General features: G+C 72.3%; 18 protein-coding genes. 17 read left to right on the top strand and 1 reads right to left on the bottom strand.

The genetic code is table 11. From position 1 onward, the window contains the following. Positions 1-286 precede the first annotated feature (286 nt). From ACWD4A_RS06505 to ACWD4A_RS06560, 12 genes are all read left to right on the top strand, one after another. Positions 287-1,192 carry a menaquinone biosynthetic enzyme MqnA/MqnD family protein gene (locus ACWD4A_RS06505; protein WP_451190407.1) on the top strand — a complete coding sequence of 302 codons (906 nt, stop codon included), beginning with the start codon at positions 287-289 and terminating at the stop codon, positions 1,190-1,192. A 48-nt stretch (positions 1,193-1,240) separates the two neighbouring features. Beyond that, a complete protein-coding gene (locus ACWD4A_RS06510; RefSeq protein ID WP_451190188.1) occupies positions 1,241-2,053 on the top strand; it encodes an AzlC family ABC transporter permease in 813 nt (270 codons plus the stop codon). Beyond that, complete coding sequence (locus ACWD4A_RS06515) at positions 2,044-2,367, top strand: AzlD domain-containing protein (protein WP_451190189.1); 324 nt, start codon at positions 2,044-2,046, stop codon at positions 2,365-2,367. Before ACWD4A_RS06510 ends, ACWD4A_RS06515 begins: the two co-directional genes overlap by 10 nt. Positions 2,368-2,446: 79 nt before the next feature. Further along, the gene (locus ACWD4A_RS06520; RefSeq protein ID WP_451190192.1) at positions 2,447-3,115 is read left to right on the top strand and encodes a ribonuclease H family protein; all 669 of its coding nucleotides are present in this window, start codon (positions 2,447-2,449) and stop codon (positions 3,113-3,115) included. A gap of 157 nt (positions 3,116-3,272) precedes the next feature. After that, on the top strand, positions 3,273-3,509 hold the full coding sequence (locus tag ACWD4A_RS06525) for a chaplin family protein (protein WP_451190194.1): 237 nt from the start codon (positions 3,273-3,275) through the stop codon (positions 3,507-3,509). Between the two features lie 28 nt (positions 3,510-3,537). Continuing rightward, positions 3,538-3,756, top strand: a complete 219-nt coding sequence (locus ACWD4A_RS06530; RefSeq protein WP_451190196.1) for a hypothetical protein — start codon at positions 3,538-3,540, stop codon at positions 3,754-3,756. 76 nt (positions 3,757-3,832) lie between these two features. After that, entirely contained in the window at positions 3,833-4,690 is an 858-nt protein-coding gene (locus tag ACWD4A_RS06535) for an ABC transporter ATP-binding protein (protein WP_451190197.1), read from the top strand. Continuing rightward, positions 4,687-5,511 (top strand): ABC transporter permease, encoded by an 825-nt coding sequence (locus ACWD4A_RS06540; RefSeq protein WP_451190199.1) that lies wholly within the window; start codon positions 4,687-4,689, stop codon positions 5,509-5,511. Before ACWD4A_RS06535 ends, ACWD4A_RS06540 begins: the two co-directional genes overlap by 4 nt. Beyond that, a complete protein-coding gene (locus tag ACWD4A_RS06545) occupies positions 5,469-6,941 on the top strand; it encodes a sensor histidine kinase (protein ID WP_451190200.1) in 1,473 nt (490 codons plus the stop codon). Before ACWD4A_RS06540 ends, ACWD4A_RS06545 begins: the two co-directional genes overlap by 43 nt. Continuing rightward, positions 6,938-7,570, top strand: coding sequence for a response regulator (locus tag ACWD4A_RS06550; RefSeq protein WP_451190202.1), 633 nt, complete (start codon positions 6,938-6,940; stop codon positions 7,568-7,570). The genes ACWD4A_RS06545 and ACWD4A_RS06550 overlap by 4 nt, the downstream gene beginning before the upstream one ends. A 79-nt stretch (positions 7,571-7,649) precedes the next feature. Continuing rightward, positions 7,650-8,507, top strand: coding sequence for a metallophosphoesterase family protein (locus tag ACWD4A_RS06555; RefSeq protein ID WP_451190204.1), 858 nt, complete (start codon positions 7,650-7,652; stop codon positions 8,505-8,507). After that, positions 8,504-9,232 (top strand): 4'-phosphopantetheinyl transferase family protein, encoded by a 729-nt coding sequence (locus tag ACWD4A_RS06560; RefSeq protein ID WP_451190206.1) that lies wholly within the window; start codon positions 8,504-8,506, stop codon positions 9,230-9,232. Before ACWD4A_RS06555 ends, ACWD4A_RS06560 begins: the two co-directional genes overlap by 4 nt. A gap of 103 nt (positions 9,233-9,335) precedes the next feature. Here the strand turns inward: ACWD4A_RS06560 and ACWD4A_RS06565 are convergent, their stop codons facing one another. Next, on the bottom strand, positions 9,336-10,373 hold the full coding sequence (locus ACWD4A_RS06565; protein ID WP_451190208.1) for a TauD/TfdA family dioxygenase: 1,038 nt from the start codon (positions 10,371-10,373) through the stop codon (positions 9,336-9,338). A 269-nt stretch (positions 10,374-10,642) separates the two neighbouring features. On the opposite strand from ACWD4A_RS06565, the gene ACWD4A_RS06570 reads away from it, so the two are divergent. From ACWD4A_RS06570 to ACWD4A_RS06590, 5 genes are all read left to right on the top strand, one after another. Continuing rightward, positions 10,643-12,154, top strand: coding sequence for an ABC transporter substrate-binding protein (locus tag ACWD4A_RS06570; RefSeq protein ID WP_451190210.1), 1,512 nt, complete (start codon positions 10,643-10,645; stop codon positions 12,152-12,154). Continuing rightward, positions 12,151-13,092: an ABC transporter permease gene (locus ACWD4A_RS06575; protein ID WP_451190211.1), complete on the top strand. Its 942-nt coding sequence runs from the start codon at positions 12,151-12,153 to the stop codon at positions 13,090-13,092. The genes ACWD4A_RS06570 and ACWD4A_RS06575 overlap by 4 nt, the downstream gene beginning before the upstream one ends. After that, the gene (locus tag ACWD4A_RS06580; protein WP_451190213.1) at positions 13,092-13,907 is read left to right on the top strand and encodes an ABC transporter permease; all 816 of its coding nucleotides are present in this window, start codon (positions 13,092-13,094) and stop codon (positions 13,905-13,907) included. The genes ACWD4A_RS06575 and ACWD4A_RS06580 overlap by 1 nt, the downstream gene beginning before the upstream one ends. Then, positions 13,904-15,619 carry a dipeptide ABC transporter ATP-binding protein gene (locus tag ACWD4A_RS06585; protein ID WP_451190215.1) on the top strand — a complete coding sequence of 572 codons (1,716 nt, stop codon included), beginning with the start codon at positions 13,904-13,906 and terminating at the stop codon, positions 15,617-15,619. Before ACWD4A_RS06580 ends, ACWD4A_RS06585 begins: the two co-directional genes overlap by 4 nt. 64 nt (positions 15,620-15,683) lie before the next feature. Next, positions 15,684-16,430: a thioesterase II family protein gene (locus ACWD4A_RS06590; RefSeq protein WP_451190216.1), complete on the top strand. Its 747-nt coding sequence runs from the start codon at positions 15,684-15,686 to the stop codon at positions 16,428-16,430. Positions 16,431-16,509: the final 79 nt, after the last annotated feature.

A 16,509-nucleotide genomic window follows, 5' to 3' on the forward strand; every position in this document is an offset into this window, starting at 1 on the left:
CCTTGACTCCGGGCGAATAAGGAGGAAACTGGCCAATACACCAGACAACCGGTGAGAGCCGCACCGTCGGCGGAGACGTTCGTCGGCCCGAGTGACCCCCATCTCGGCAAACTGGCCAGGCCCCCGGAAGAGCGCCTGTCGGGAACTGGGCCGTCGGCGACGACTGAGACTCAGGGACGACGGGAAGCACCGGGGGCTGCCGTATGCCCTGTCGTCGAGCCGAGCGGTGCCCCGTGATGATGACGCCGATGACCTCGGTGTACGGTCGCGACGTGTGAACCGCAAGATGACGCAGTCGCCCGCCGAGGAATGCGTGGGTGAGGAGAAGCCGCTCCGGCGCCCGCGGGTCGGGCATATCGAGTTTCTGAATTGTCTGCCCCTTTCCTGGGGGCTGGGCAGGACCGGCGGCCTGCGGGATCTGGATCTGCTGCCGGGCACCCCGGACCGGTTGAACACCGCGCTCGTCGCGGGTGACCTGGACATGGGGCCCGTCAGCCTCGTCGAATTCCTCCGGAACGCCGAAGAGTTGGTCGCCCTGCCGGGCATCGGTATAGGCAGTGACGGGCCGGTCATGTCGTGTCTGATCGTCAGCGAGGTGCCGCTGGAGGAGCTGGACGGCGTGCCCGTCGCGCTCTGCGACACCAGCCGTACGTCGGTGCGGCTCGCACGGTTGCTGTTGTCCGCGCGGTACGGCGTCGCGCCGGAATACTTTGTCAGTCCTCCCGATCTGGGGGCCATGCTGTCCCGGGCGTCCGCCGCTGTCGTCATCGGTGATCCCGCGCTCCGGGCGTCCCTGGTGGAGGCGCCCCGAAAAGGGCTGCGGGTGTACGACCTGGGGCATCTCTGGCGGGAATGGACCGGACTCCCCTTCGTCTTCGCGGTGTTCGCGGCCCGCCGTGAATTCCTGGCGGAGGAGCCCGCCACCGTCCACCGCGTGCATCGGGCATTGCTTGCCGCGCGGGACGTCGCGCTCGCCGAAGTGGACGAAGTCTGCGAACAGGCGGCAAATGCCGGGCACTTCGACGAGAAGACACTGAAGCGGTATTTCACCGAGGCGCTCGACTACGGCCTGGGGGAGCGGCAGCTGGCCGGTATCGCGGAATTCGCCCGCAGGGTCGGCGGCGTGGACGAGGGATTCCCGCCGTATGTCCGGGTCCGGCTGCTCGACGTCAACGGACGTGCAGACGCATAGCGTTACCGGTGTCGCGGCCTGTGGGCCGTGTAGAGGGAGGGGGACGCGTTGAACGAGCCTGCGTGCGGCAGGACCGAAGAGCCCGGCGTGGCCGACGAGGGCCTCGTCGGCGCACCGGACAAGTCGGGCGAGGGGGATTCCCACCGGTCCGAGTTCTGGGCGGGAGCCCGTGCCATGACGCCGTTCATGATCGGCGCGTTCCCCATGGGCATCATCGCCGGGGCGGCCGGGATCGCCGGGGGCATCGGCTGGGCGGGCACCGTCGCCATGGCCGCCGCCGTCAACTCCGGCACCGCGATGCTGGCCGGTCAGCAACTGCTCCGCGACGGGGTGGGCTGGCCGGTCATCCTGCTGACCACGCTCGTCCTGAGCCTGCGGATGACGATCTACGCGATCATGCTCCGGCCGCACCTGCGGGACCTCCCGCAGCGCTGGCGCGCCCTGCTGGCCTTCGGGCTCGTCGACGCCGTCTTCTTCGTCGTGGTGGACAGGTTCAGGACGCCGACCGGCATCCGGGACCGGCAGTGGTACTTCCTCGGCGCCTCCACGGCCATGTTCGGCAACTGGATCACCTCCCTCGTCCTGGGCATGATCCTCGGCTCCGCCGTGCCGGACATCGCACACCAGGGCCTCGAATTCCCCATGACGGCGATCTTCATCGCCATGATGGCGGGCGCGATGGTCAACTGGAAGGTGTGGACGGCGGTCCTGGGCGCCGGGGCGCTGGCCCTGGCCGCGCGCCCGCTCCCGTACAACCTGGGGCTGGTCGTCGCGGTTCTCGGCGGCGCGGCGATCGGTGCGGGCTGCGAGGCGTGGGAGAAGAAGCGGACGAAGCCGGCGGAGGCGCCCCGATGTTCCTGACCCTGCTCGTCATCGGCATGGCCGCATGCGCCTTCGCCACGCGCTACCTCCCCGTCGTCCTCTTCCGGGACCGTGAACTTCCCGGCCCCGTGAAGACGGCCCTGAACTACGTCCCGGCGGCGGTGCTCGCCGCGCTCGTCTTCCCCGAGGTCGTCGCCCCGGTCTACGAGGGCGGGGGAGACGGGTGGGCGGTCCCCACCCTGATCGGCGGTGTGGTCACCCTGATCGCGGGCCGTCTCGTCAAGAACTTCCTGGCGGTGGCGGCGATCGGGGTGGTGACGTTCTTCGTCGCGCGGCAATTGCTGGGTGCGTAGCGGGTGGCGGCCCCGGGTGGCGGGCGGCGGCCCCGGCGCGATGTCGCCCGCCCCGCCGTGGCACTGGCATGATCGGGGGATGTCTGACCGCATCATTGCCGCCTGCGACGGAGCGTCGAAGGGGAACCCGGGCCCGGCCGCGTGGGCCTGGGTCGTCGCCGATTCCGAGGGGCGCCCCGAGCGCTGGGCGGCGGGCCCGCTGGGCAAGGCCACCAACAACGTGGCGGAGCTGACCGCCCTCGAATCCCTCCTGGAGGATGTTCCGGCCGGGACGCCCGTGCAGGTCCGCATGGACTCCCAGTACGCGATGAAGGCCGTGACCCAGTGGCTGCCCGGCTGGAAGCGCAACGGCTGGAAGACGGCGGGCGGCAAGCCGGTCGCCAACCGCGAACTCGTCGAGAGCATCGACCGGTTGCTGGCAGACCACGACGTGGAGTTCCGCTACGTCCCGGCGCACCGCGAGGACGGTGACCACCTCAACGCGATCGCCGACCAGGCGGCGAGCGACGCGGCCGCCTCCCAGGAGCCCGCGGGCACCCACCTGGGCTCCCCGATGCCCGTACCGGCCCCGTCCCGCACCGCCCCCGCCCGTAAGAAGGCCGCCGCCCCGAAGCCGAAGAGCGGCGGTGCCGCTCGCACGATCAAGGCCAAGTTCGCGGGCCGCTGCCCCTGCGGGACCCCTTACGCGGCGGGCGCCGACATCACCAAGCTGGAGCGTGGCTGGGGCCACCCGGAGTGCCGCGTCTGATCGTCGGCCTCCTCCAGGGCTCCCCTGGGTCCCTCCGGCGCGGAGTGAATCGTATGTCCGGCGTGCCCATGTTTCGGCTAATGCAAGGCGTTTGTTCATCTTTGGTGCGGTAATCGTGCGCGTCGACGTCCTGACATCGTCTGGAGAAAGCATGCGTATGCGAAGAGTCTCTGTCGCCACCGCGCTCGCCGTGGCCGGCGGCCTCGGCTGCGCGGGGACCGCTGTCGCCGGGGGTCCCCACACCGTCGCCGTGGGCGAGCCGGGCATCCTCACCGGCGACATCATCCAAATCCCGCTCAAGCTGAGGCCCACCGTCTGCGGGAACGCGATCGACATCATCCTGGGCCTGGCGAACCCGGCCAACGGCAGCTTCTGCCCCACGATCGACCGCTGACCGCCCGCCGGTTCCCGCCCACGGTCCGGTGGGCGGGAACCGGCGCCCGGCCGCCCTGCCGGTCACCGGAGTCGGCCTCTTCATCCACGGTGGCGGTGAAGCCGCCGCACACGCCGCGCTCGCGGTCGCGGAGGCGCTCGACGCCCGTGCTTTCGCCACCGGGTCGGGGGAATCCCTCACCACGGACTCCGCGCGGTGCGCCGCCGGGGCGTGGCAGGCGCATCGCGACCGGGTCGTCAGCCCCTGAGTGTCCACCGACTGGTGGACAGCGGACTGTCCGCTCGGACGTACCGTCGCACCCGCCCGGCCGCGAGGCTTGAGGCATGGAGGACACAGCAGTTCGGGTGCGCGGTCTGCGGAAGGCGTACCGGGGGAGGCCCGCGGTCGACGGGCTCGACCTGGAGATCCGGCGGGGGGAGATCTTCGGGATCCTCGGCCCCAACGGGGCGGGGAAGAGCACGACGGTCGAGATCCTGGAGGGGCACCGCGAGCGCGACGGGGGTGCGGTCGCGGTGCTGGGGGAGGATCCGGGGCGGGCCGGGCGGGAATGGCGGGCGCGGATCGGGATCGTGGCGCAACGGGAGGGCGCGACGGGCGAATTGACCGTCGCGGAGACGCTACGGCACTACGCCCGCTACTTCCCCGCTCCGCGCGACCCCGACGAGGTCATCGGCCTCGTCGGGCTCACCGAGCGCCGTGACGCGCGGGTGAGCGCGCTGTCGGGCGGGCAACGGCGCCGGGTGGACGTGGCGGTCGGGGTCGTCGGACGGCCCGAGCTGCTGTTCCTCGACGAGCCGACCACCGGCTTTGACCCGGCCGCCCGGCGGCAGTTCTGGGGGCTGATCCGGTCGCTCGCCGACGACGGCACGACGATCGTGCTGACCTCGCACTACCTGGACGAGGTCGAGGCCCTGGCGGGACGGCTCGCCGTGGTCGTCAAGGGGAAGGTCGTCGCGGAGGGCGACCCCGCCTCGCTCGGCGGGCGGGCCACCGCGGGGGCCGTCGTCACCTGGCAGGGCCCGGACGGTCCGCGCAGCGTGCGCACGGACTCGCCCACCGCGGTCGTCGCCCAACTGGCGACCCGCTTCGGCGGGGAGGTCCCGGAACTCACGGTCGGCCGTCCCTCGCTGGAGGACGTCTATCTGGGTCTCATCAAGGAACAGCAGGAGGCAGCCGTATGAGTGCCGTGGCCATCACCCGTACGTCACCCGGCGCCTTCAGGCTGGGGCTGCTCCGGGGCGGGCTGGAGATCAGGAGCTTCTTCCGGGCCAGGGACGCCGTGCTGTTCACCTTCGCCCTGCCGGTCATGATGATGGTGATGTTCGCGTCGATCTTCCACGACAGGGTCGAGAACGCGGGCACCACCGTCGCGCAGCTGTACGTGGCCGCGATGCTCGGCGCCGGTCTGATGTCGACGAGCTTCCAGTCGCTCGCGATCGGCATCGCCGGGGAGCGGGACGACGGGACCCTGCGGAGGCTGCGCGGGCTGCCGATGCCGAGGAGCGCGTACTTCCTCGGCAAGCTGTGGCTCGTTCTGGTGACGGGCGTCGCGGAGACGGTACTGCTGCTCGCGATCGGGGCGGCCTTCTTCGACCTGCGTCTGCCCACCGCGCCGGGGAAGTGGCTGATGTTCGGCTGGGTGCTGCTGCTCGGCATCGTCGCCTGCTCGCTGCTGGGCATCGCGATGAGCAGCGTGCCGCGCGACGGGAAGAGCGCGTCGGCGGTCGTGGCACTGCCGTTCCTCCTGCTGCAGTTCGTGTCCGGGGTCTACATCCCGCTCACCGGGATGTCCGGCTGGATGGAGCGGGTGGGCGCCGTCTTTCCGCTCAAGTGGATGTGCCAGGGTTTCCGTGCGGTCTTCCTCCCCGACCGCGCGAAGGTGCTGGAGCAGGCCGGAGAATGGGAGCCCGGAAAGATCGCCCTGGTGCTGGGTGTGTGGTGCGTAGGGGGATTGGTGCTGTGTCTGACGACGTTCCGCTGGCGGAGCCGGAACGAGGGGTGAGCGTGCCCTCCGGCGATGTGGCCTCCGGTGATGCGCCTTCCGGCGATGTGTCTTCCGACGGTGCGCCCTCCGGTGATGCCGGGACGGCGCCCTGCCGTGGCCCCGGCGCCGTCCACGCCTGGCAGCGCAACCCCCGCCTCTGGGACGTCCACTTCGGTATCGCCCTGTTGATCGCGGAGACGTTCGTCGCCACCTCCGGATGGCCCGGCGTCTGGTCGTGGCCGGTGGCGGGCTGGCTGCTGCTGTCCGTGCCGCTGTACGTGGTTCTCGGCCGCCCGGCGCTCCACTTGGACCCGGAGGACTCCCCGCGGTCGCTCGCCTTCTGCGCCGGGATGGCCGCGCTCTACGCGCCGGCCGCGGTCCTCGCGCAGGAGGTGTCCGTCCTCATGGTGGCCCTGGCGCCGCTGGCGTACATCCTGCTGTCCCGGCGGCGGGCCGTCGCCGCCCTGCTGGTCTACAACCTCGCCCCGCTCGCGGGCTGGACGGCCGTGTGGTGGGGCCAGCCGGGGCACCTGGTGCGCATGGTGCTGATCACGCTGGTGGTGACGGGCTCCACGCTGGCCGTCGGCGGCTGGGTGGAGAGCATCGTCGACCAGAGCCAGGAGCGTGCCGAGCTGATCCGGCAGTTGGACGAGAGCCGCGAGGAGGCCGCCCGGCTGTCGGTCGCCCACGGCGCGCTGCTGGAGCGCGAGCGGCTCGCCCGGGAGATCCACGACACCCTGGCGCAGGGCTTCACCAGCCTGGTCATGCTCAGCCAGGCCCTGGAGGGCGAGTTGGAGCGGAACCCCGAACAGGCCCGCCGCTATGTCGCCCTCATGCAGCGCACCGCCCGGGAGAACCTCGCCGAGTCCCGCTCCCTGGTCTCCTCGCTGACCCCCGCCCAACTCGACGACGACTCCCTCGACGAGGCCGTACGGCGCCTGGGCGAGCGGCTCGCCGAGGAGCTCGGGATCGCCGTGGACGTCACGGTCGACGGGGCACCCCGTGAACTCCCGCCCGCCCTGGAGGTGGTGGCCCTGCGCGCGGTGCAGGAGGCGCTGGCCAATGTGCGCAAGCACGCGGCCGCCACCCGCGTCGGCATCGCCCTCGCCCACACCGCGCGGGGACTGGAGCTGACCGTCGAGGACGACGGGCGCGGCTTCGCGCCGGACGAGCGGACGAACGGCTACGGGCTGCCCGGCATGCGCGCCCGGGTCACCGGGACCGGCGGCACGATGACGCTGACCAGTGCGCCCGGCCGGGGCACGCGACTGACCGTACGGCTGGCCGCGGATCCCGTGGACCCTGCTGTTGGGGAGGCTGGACCCGCGCCGCTCCGGGAGACCAGCCGGGAGATCGCCCGGCAGACCAGCCGGGAGACCGCCCGGGAGACCGGCACCACATTGTTCCAAGAGACCGGCACCGCGCCATCCCAGGAGACCACCCGATGATCCGGATTCTGCTCGTCGACGACCATCCCGTCGTCCGCCAGGGCCTGCGCGGCATGCTCGACGCGCAGCCCGGTCTGGAAGTGGTCGGCGACGCCGCCTCCGGCCCGCAGGGCGTCGCCCTGTGCGCGCAGTTGGACCCGGACATCGTGCTGATGGACCTGCGGATGCCGGGCGGCGACGGCGTCGACGCCACCCGCCGGATCGTCGCCGCGCACCCCCGCACCCGCGTCGTCGTCCTGACCACGTACGACACCGACCGGGACATCCTGCGCGCGGTCGAGGCCGGGGCCGCCGGGTACCTGCTGAAGGACTCCTCCAGCGGCGACCTCGCCGACGCGGTCCGCGCGGCCGCCCGCGGCGAGACGGTGCTGGCCCCCTCGGTGACGGCCGCGCTGGTGACCCGGCTGCGGGGCGGCGCTCCGGAACGGCCGCAGCTCTCGCAGCGGGAGCTGGAGGTGCTGCGGCTCGTGGCCCGGGGGCGCACCAACGCCGAGATCGGGCGCGAGCTGTTCATCGGGGAGAGCACCGTCAAGACCCATCTCCTGCGCGCCTTCGGCAAGCTGGAGGTCTCCGACCGCACGGCCGCGGTCACCCGCGCGATACGGCTGGGGCTGCTGCCCGCGGAGTGACCCACAGGGGTGGAAACCACCGTGAAGCCTTTCTTCCGGACGGTTGATCGATTAGTTTCGAGGCCGGGGAGGGACAACGGTGACCACAGGAAAACTGCTCGCTGTCAGCGATCTGCACGTCGTCCACGCGGAGAACCGCGCGCTCGTCGAGCGGCTGCGTCCGACGTCCGAGGACGACTGGCTGATCGTCGCCGGGGACGTCGGAGAGAAGTACGCCGACATCGCATGGGCCCTCGGGCTGCTCGGCGAGCGCTTCGCCAAGGTGATCTGGGCGCCCGGCAACCACGAGTTGTGGACCCACCCCAAGGACCCCGTCGACCTGCGCGGCGAGAAGCGCTATCTGCACCTCGTGGAGCTGTGCCGCGGCCTCGGCATCGACACCCCCGAGGACCCGTACCCGGTCTGGCGCGGCGACGGCGGCCCGGTGGCCGTGGCCCCCCTCTTCGTCGGCTACGACTACAGCTTCCGCGTGCCCGGCGCCGGCACCAAGGAGGAGTCGCTGCGCCGTGCCTACGAGGCGGGCATCGTCTGCGCCGACGAGCACTTCCTGCACCCGGATCCGTACCCGGGGCGCGACGACTGGTGCCGGGCCCGGGTGGAGTACACCGAGCGCAGGCTGGCGGCGGTCGATCCCGCCCTGCGCACCGTGCTCGTCAACCACTACCCGCTGGTGCGGCAGCCCACCGACATCCTGCGGTACCCCGACTTCGCCCAGTGGTGCGGCACCGCGCTGACGGCCGACTGGCACGTGCGGTTCCGCGCCGCCGCCATGGTCTACGGCCATCTGCACATCCCGCGCGTCACCTGGTACGACGGGGTCCGCTTCGAGGAGGTCTCGGTCGGCTATCCGCGCGAGTGGAAGCCCCGGCCGCCGCGCGAGCCCCTGCGGCAGATCCTGCCCCGGCCCGACGAGGAACAGCGAGGAACAGCACGGTGATCGAGCGCATCCTGCCCGCGGGCACGGTCTCGGAGGAGAATTTCGGTCCGCTCCCGGCCGATGTGTCGGGCCTGCTCCTCCCCGAGGAGGCGGCCCATGTGGCGCGCGCCGTGCCCAAGCGGAAGGGCGAGTTCGCGACCGTGCGGGTCTGTGCGCGCAAGGCGCTCGGGCGGCTGGGGCACGGGCCCGTGGCCCTGTTGCCCAACCGGCGCGGCGCACCGGGCTGGCCGTCCGGGGTCGTCGGCAGCATGACGCACTGCGACGGCTATCGCGCCGCCGTCGTGGCGCGGGCGGCGGACGCCGTGTCGATCGGCATCGACGCCGAGCCGAACGCCCCTCTGCCCGAAGGCGTCCTGGGCACGATATCCCTGCCCGCCGAGCGCACCCGGCTGGCCGGGCTGACCGCCCGCAGGCCCGATGTCGCCTGGGACCGGATGCTGTTCAGCGCCAAGGAGAGCGTCTTCAAGACCTGGTACCCGCTCACCCGCGAGGAGCTGGATTTTTCCGAGGCGGAGCTGGAGTTCGAGCCCGAGGCGGGCACCTTCTCCGCCCGGCTGCTGGTGCCCGGCCCGGTCGTCGAGGGCCGTCGGCTGGACGGCTTCACCGGCCGCTGGCTGGCCGACGAAGGATTCGTCGTCACCGCCATCGCCCTCGGCGCGTCGGCGACCTCCCCCGACCCTGACGGACGGGCCGGCGCGGCCACGGGGTCCGTGGCGAAGGGCTGATCCCGCGAGGGCGGCCCCTGAGCCATAGAGCTGAGCCATAGAGCTGAGCCATAGAGCTGAGCCATAGGGACGAGTCATAGGGACGAGCCGTAGGGGGCGCCGCTCAGCGCCGCGTCCGCGGCATTCCGTGGCGGAAGCGGGCGAAGTCGTCCGGGATCCGGCGTGCGTAGCGGGTGTTGAGCCACAGGCGCAGCAGATCGCGGCGGCGGCCCGGGTCGTCCTGGTAGGCGGACCTGCCGTGGACGACCACATTGTTGTTGAGGAGCTGGAGATCGCCCGGCCGCAGGGTCATCTCCACCCGGTGCTCGTCCAGCGCGGCGATGTCCTGGAACAGCCGCAGGGCGTGCCGCTCGATGCCGCTCAGCGGGATGCCGGTCCTCGCCACCGCCGACTCGATGTAGTGCGTCATATAGAACCGGCAGCTCAACTGCCCGTCGAAACAGCCGTACACGGCATTGCGGTAGTACGGCAGCTCCGCCGAGCCCTCTTCCGTACGCCGGTCGTAGACGAAGCCCCGGTAGAAGAGGCCGATGAGCTCCCGGTGGTGGGCCAGCAGGTGGTTGTAGACGGTCATGGAGCTGGCCAGGGTGCTGACGCCGCCGCCCTGCCCGGCCGCGCGCAGGCACAGCAGCCCCACGATGTCCGAGCTGTCGGTGTGGAAGGGCAGGGCGTTGCGGGTGCGGTAGGCGCGCGTCGTCGGGTTGTCGAGCCCGCCCTCGCCGTAGTCCCTGACGTGGGCGATCAGCTCCCCGGCGGCGTTCTGCGAGACCGGGGTGCCCAGGTGCAGGGCGATGCCCCAGTACGCCAGCCGGGCCTCCTCCGGCGACCACCGCTCCACCGGCAGCCCGCGCAGCACGGTGAAGCCGCGCCCGAACTCCAGCTCCTGAACGGCCTGTTCAAGGGTCTTCTCCAGGGTGGGCAGCGGGAAGTCCGCCGTCGTCAGGCCGTCGAGCCCGTGCGCGCGGTCCCGTAGCGCGGCCACCGCGGCATCGAGCTCGCGCACCTCCTCCGGCGTGACGACGACCACCCAGTCGTCCTCCCCGGTGAAGTCGCGGGCGAGCCAGGCGCTGGGGCCGGTGACGGGCTCGGTGAGCAGTGCGGGGGCTGCGGGGGACGCGTCGGTGGCGGACGGTGCGGGCATGCGGACTCCACTCGGACTCGCGGGGACGGGACTCGTCGACAGCAGGGCTTGTCGGCAACGGGACTCGCCGGCAACGGGACTCGCCGGCAACGGGGACTCATCGGCAACAGGGCTTGTCGGCAGCCGTGCTCGCCGAAACGGGCTCTTCGAAACGGGCTCGCTGAAAAGGAGTTGGACGTTTAAGCTGTGCTGGCCATCGATCATGAATCGAACATGCCGTGTGGTCAATCGAGTTGGGGTAATTCCCCACGTTTACGGGCGGAGGCTCAGTGGCCGGCTCGAAGCGCACTTCCCTCCTCGCGGCCTGCAGTGCCCTGCTCCTGGGCGTGCTGGCCGGATGCGGTTCCGGCGGTGGTCCGTCCGCCTCCGGCAGCGCCGACACGCTCTCCGTCGGCCTTGTCGCCGAACCGGCGAGCCTGGACTTCACCACGACCGACGGGGCCGCCATTCCGCAGGCGATGCTGGGCAGCGTCTATGAGGGGCTGGTCCGCCTCGACCAGTCGGGCAGGATCCAGCCCCACCTCGCCGAGCGCTACGAACGTTCCGCCGACGGCCTGACCTACACCTTCCGCCTCCGCCGGGGCGTGACGTTCACCAACGGCGCCGACTTCACGGCCGACGACGTGGTCTTCTCCGTCAACCGCGTCAAGAAGGACTGGAAGCTGAAGATCGCCCGCCAGATGGACGTGGTCGACAAGGCGGAGAAGACCGACGACCGCACTGTCAAGGTCACCCTGAGCCGCCCCAGCAACGGCTGGCTGTTCTCCATGACCGAGCGCGTCGGCGCCATGTTCAGCCGCACCGGTGTGGGCGACCTCGCCAACCACCCGGTGGGCACCGGCCCGTTCAAGCTCGCCGAGCGCCGCCGCGGCGAGCACATCGTCCTCGACCGCAACTCCTCCTACTGGGGCACCAAGCCGCAGTTGAGCAAGGTGACCCTGAAGTACTTCAAGGACGCCGGGGCGATGAACAACGCCATGCTCACCAACGGCATCGACGTCCTCGGCACGGTCCAGGCGCCCGAGTCGCTGTCCCGCTTCGCCGACACCAACCGCTTCCAGACCGTCGAGGGCACCTCCACCGGCGAGGTCGTCCTCTCGATGAACAACGCCCGCGAGCCGTTCAAGGACAAGCGCGTCCGCCAGGCCGTCCGGTACGCCGTCGACCACAAGGCGCTCCTCGCCACCGCCCGTTCCGGCCACGGCAAGCTCATCGGCACCATGGCCACCCCCACCGACCCCTGGTACGAGGACCTCACCGGCGCCTACCCGTACGACCCGGCCAAGGCGAAGGCGCTCCTCAAGGAGGCGGGCGCGGACGGGCGGACGGTGCGGCTCCGGGTGCCCAACATGCCGTACGCGGTCTCCGCCGCCCAGGTCGTGAAGTCCCAGCTCGACCAGGTCGGGCTGAAGGTGGGGATCGAGCCGCTGGAGTTCCCCGCCCGCTGGCTGTCCGAGGTCTTCACCAAGGGCGACTACGACATGTCGATCATCGACCACGCCGAGCCGCGCGACCTGTGGACCTTCGCCGATCCCGGCTACTACTTCCACTACGACAACCCCGCGTACGGCAAGCTCCTCAAGGAGGGCGACGCCGGGAGGCCCGAGGACGAGGCGGCCCGCTACCGCGAGGCGGCCCGGCTGCTCTCCGACGACGCGGCCGCCGACTGGCTCTACCTGATGCCCAATCTGATGGTGGCCGACAAGAGCCTCGTCGGCCTGCCCGTCAACCAGGTCGGCGAGGGCTTCGAACTCGCCGGCGTGCACTGGGCGAAGAAGTGAGGCTGCTGCTGCGCAAGTTCGCCGCACTGCTGATCAGCGTGGTGATCGCGAGCTTCGCGGTGTTCGCGTTCCTGGCCGTGCTGCCCGGCGACCCGGCGGAGGTCGCCCTCGGCACCAACGCCACCCCGGACGCCGTGGCGGCCCTGCGCCACGAGTTCGGCACCGACCGGCCGCTCGCCACCCAGTATCTCGACTGGGCGCAGGGCCTGCTGCACGGCGACTTCGGCACCTCGTACGTCACCCACGACCTCATCGGCCCCCGGATCGCCGACCGCCTCGGTGTCACCTGCTGGCTGGCCGCGGGCGGCATGCTGGTGGCCGTCCTGCTCGCGCTGCCCGCCGGGGTGCTGGCCGCGGCCTGGCACCGCAGGGCCGCCGGGACGCTGCTGTCCGCGCTCAGCCAGGCGGGCATCGCCGTCCCCGCGTTCCTCGCGGGCATCCTGCTCGTCTACGTCTTCGCGGTACGGGCGGGCGCCCTGCCCGCCGGCGGCTACACGCCGCTCGCCGACGACCCCGTGGAATGGGCACGCCACCTCGCGCTGCCCTGGCTCTCCCTGGGGCTCGTGCAGGGCGCGGTCCTCACCCGCTACGTACGGTCCGCCGTGCTGACCGTCCTGCACCAGGACTTCCTGCGCACGGCCCGCGCCAAGGGCAGACGGCGCCGCGCCGCCCTCTGGCGGCACGGCCTGCCCAACGCGGCCGTGCCCGTCCTCACCGTGCTCGGGCTCCAGCTCAGCGCCCTGCTGGTCGGCGCCGTCGTCGTCGAGCGGGTCTTCGTCGTCCCCGGCCTCGGCGACCTGCTGCTCCAGGGCGTGGCCGACCGGGACCTGCTGCTGGTGCAGGGCGTCGTGATCGTCCTCGTGGTGGCGGTGCTCGTGGTGAACGTCCTCACCGACCTGCTCCACCACCTGGCCGACCCCCGGCTGCGGAGCCGCTGATGAGGCACCGCGCCACGCCGGCCGCCGGCGGTGTCCTGGTCGCCCTCGTCCTCGCCGCCGCGCTGCTCTCCCTGGTGTGGACGCCCTACGACCCGCTGCACGTGGACGCCGCCCACCGGCTGGCCGCGCCCGGCGGCGGACATCCGCTGGGCACCGACCAGTTCGGCCGGGACGTCGCGAGCAGGCTGATGACCGGGGCCCGGACCACCGTCTTCGTCGGTGTGGTGGCCGTCGGCTCCGCCGTGCTCCTCGGGGTCCCGGCGGGGATCGCCGCCGGAATGTCCGGCGGCGCGCTCGGCACGCTGATCATGCGGGTCGGCGACTTCCTGCTGGCCTTCCCCGCGCTGCTGCTCGCCATCATGCTGGCCGCCGTCTACGGGACGAGCACGCTCACCGCGATGGTGGCCATCGGCATCGCCTCCGCGCCCGGCTTCGCCCGGGTGAGCCGGGCGGCCACCCTGCGCGTCATGGCCGCCGAGTACGTCGACGCGGCCCGGCTCGCCCGGCGCACCCGTACGGGGATCGCCGTACGGCACGTGCTGCCGAACATCCGGGACGTCGTCATCGTCCAGACGTCCGTCGCCTTCGCCACCGCCGTGCTCGCCGAGGCCGCGCTGTCCTACCTCGGGCTCGGCACCCCGCCGCCCACCCCGTCGTGGGGGCGGATGCTGCTGGACTCGCAGGAACTGCTGTTCTCCCGGCCCGAGCTGAGCCTGTGGCCCGGTCTCGCCGTCGCCGCCGCCGTCCTCGGGCTCAACCTCTTCGGCGACGGGCTGCGGGACCGCTTCGACCCCACGCTCGAAGGAGTGCGATGACCGGCGCGCCCCTGCTGGAGGTGACCGGGCTCGGCGTGGACGCCGGAGCCGTACCACTCGTGCGCGACGTGTCGTTCACCGTCGCGCGCGGCGAACGGATCGGCGTCATCGGGGAGTCCGGGTCCGGCAAGACCCTCACCGCCCTCGCCCTGCTGGGCCTCCTGGACGACGGGCTGCGCGCCCGGGGCGGCGTCCGCCTCGACGGCGCCCCCTTCGACCTGGTGGGCGCCTCCGACCGGGAGCTGTCCTCCATCCGCGGCAAGGTCACCGGAATGGTCTTCCAGGAGCCGATGACCGCCCTCAACCCCGTCATGCGGGTCGGCCCGCAGATCGCCGAGGCCCTGCGGCTGCACGGCACCCGCACCGCGCGGAGCACCGCGCGGGCCACGGCCGTCGGACTCCTGGACCGGCTGCGGCTCCCCGACCCCGCCCGCGCCGCCCGCTCGTACCCCCACCAGCTCTCCGGCGGGCAGCGGCAGCGCGGCGTGCTCGGCATCGCCCTCGCCAACGACCCCGCCCTGCTGATCTGCGACGAACCCACCACCGCCCTCGACGTCACCGTGCAGAAGGACATCGTCGACCTGATCACCGGCCTGTCCGAGGAGCGCGGCACCGCCGTGCTGTACATCAGCCACGACCTCGCCCTCGTCGCCTCCGTGTGCCACCGGGTGCTGGTGATGTACGGCGGGCGGATCGTGGAGAGCGGGCCGGTGGAGCGGGTGCTGTCCCGCCCGTCCCACCCGTACACCGAGGCCCTCCTCGCGGCCTGCGACCTGACGCCCGGTTCCCGGCCGAAGACGATCCCCGGGACCGTGCCCGCCCCCGGCGCGCGGCCGGACGGCTGCGTCTTCCGCGACCGGTGCGCGTACGCGGACGACGCCTGCGGCGTACGGCCCGAGGGCGACACCGTCGCCTGCTGGCACCCCCGTACGGGAAGTACGGCCCCCGTGCCGTTGCCGTCCCCGGTCGTGGAGGAGCGACGGGAGCCCGGACCGGTGCTGCTCACCGCCCGGGGGCTGACCCGCCGCTACGGCCGGCGGCGCGCCCGCTTCACCGCCCTGGAGGACGTCGGCCTGGAGCTGCGGGCCGGTCAACGGCTCGGCGTGGTCGGCGAGTCGGGGTCCGGGAAGACGACCCTGCTGCGACTGCTCGCCGGGCTGGACCGGCCGACGGACGGCACGGTCTCGCCGCCCGACGGCTCGGGCGTCCAGGTCGTCTTCCAGGACCCGACGGGCTCGCTCGACCCCCGGATGCGGGTACGCGACATCGTCGCCGAACCCCTGTCCGGCCGACGGTCCGCCGCCGCGGCCGGGCGGGTGACGGAACTCCTCACCGCGGTGGGCCTGCCGCCGGACGCGGCGGCGCGCTACCCCCACCAGTTCTCCGGCGGCCAGCGCCAGCGCATAGCGATCGCCCGTGCCCTCGCCCCCGAGCCCGCGGTCCTCCTCGCGGACGAGCCGGTCAGTGCGCTCGACGTCTCGGTCCGCGCCCAGATCCTGGACGTGCTGCGGGGGGTGACGGCGGAGCGGGGGATGGGCCTGTGCGTCGTCTCCCACGACCTCGGGGTGATCCGGTATCTGTGCGATGCGGTGGTGGTGCTGTGGAGGGGGCGGGTGGTGGAGCGGGGGCCGGTCTCCACGGTGTGGAACCGGCCTGAACACCCCTATACGCGACGGCTGCTGGCGGCCGTGCCGGCGGCTCTGCGGGGGTGAGCCTACGTTTCCGGGTACGGGCCGGTCTGCCGCCTGCGGCGGGCCTGGGGAAAGAATCCACCCCATGACCTCACGCTGGATCACCCGCACGCCCAACCCAACCGCCCCGCACCGCATCTACTTCTTCCCCCACGCCGGCGGCTCCGCCGCCGAATACCTCCACTGGGGCAAGGCGCTCCAGGAGACGGACGTATGCGTCGTCCAACTCCCCGGCAGGGGCCCCCGCCTCGGAGAGGCGCCGGTCACCGATATCAGGACCCTCGTCGCCGAACTGCTCGCCGGGGAGGAATTCGCCACCCCCTACGCCTTCTTCGGCCACAGCTTCGGTGCCCTCCTCGCCTATGAACTCGCCTGCGCCCTCCGCGACGCGGGACGGCCCCTGCCCCGGAAGCTCGTCCTGTCCAGCGCCTCCGCTCCGCACGTGCCCCGCCGGTACTTCGGCGCGCGGGAGCTGGACGACGACGAACTGCTCGCCGCGGTCCAGGCCCGGCACGGCGGGATTCCCGAAGAGGTGCTCGCCTACGCCGACATGAGGGAAATGATCGCCGCCGCCCTGCGCGCGGATTACACGGTGCTGGAGGACTACACCTGGCCGGGGCACGCGCCGCTGCCCGTACCGTTCGCCGTGCTGGCGGGGGAGGACGAGGAGCTGGCGCGGGGCGGCGCGCTCGGCGCCTGGGGGGAGTACACCACGGCGGGCGCGGTGCCCGTACGGACCTTCCCGGGCGGGCACTTCTACCTCCGGGGCGACGGCGCACCGGCCGTACGGCGGGCGGTCGCGGAACTGCTGCGGGCGGACGTCCACTCGTAGGCAGGGGGCGGTCGACACCTGTCCTCGGCAACGCCATGGCGGATGCCGCGCATGCTCGGCGCCGACGGGTCGTGCGGAG

This window comes from Streptomyces sp. NPDC002537, assembly GCF_053594975.1.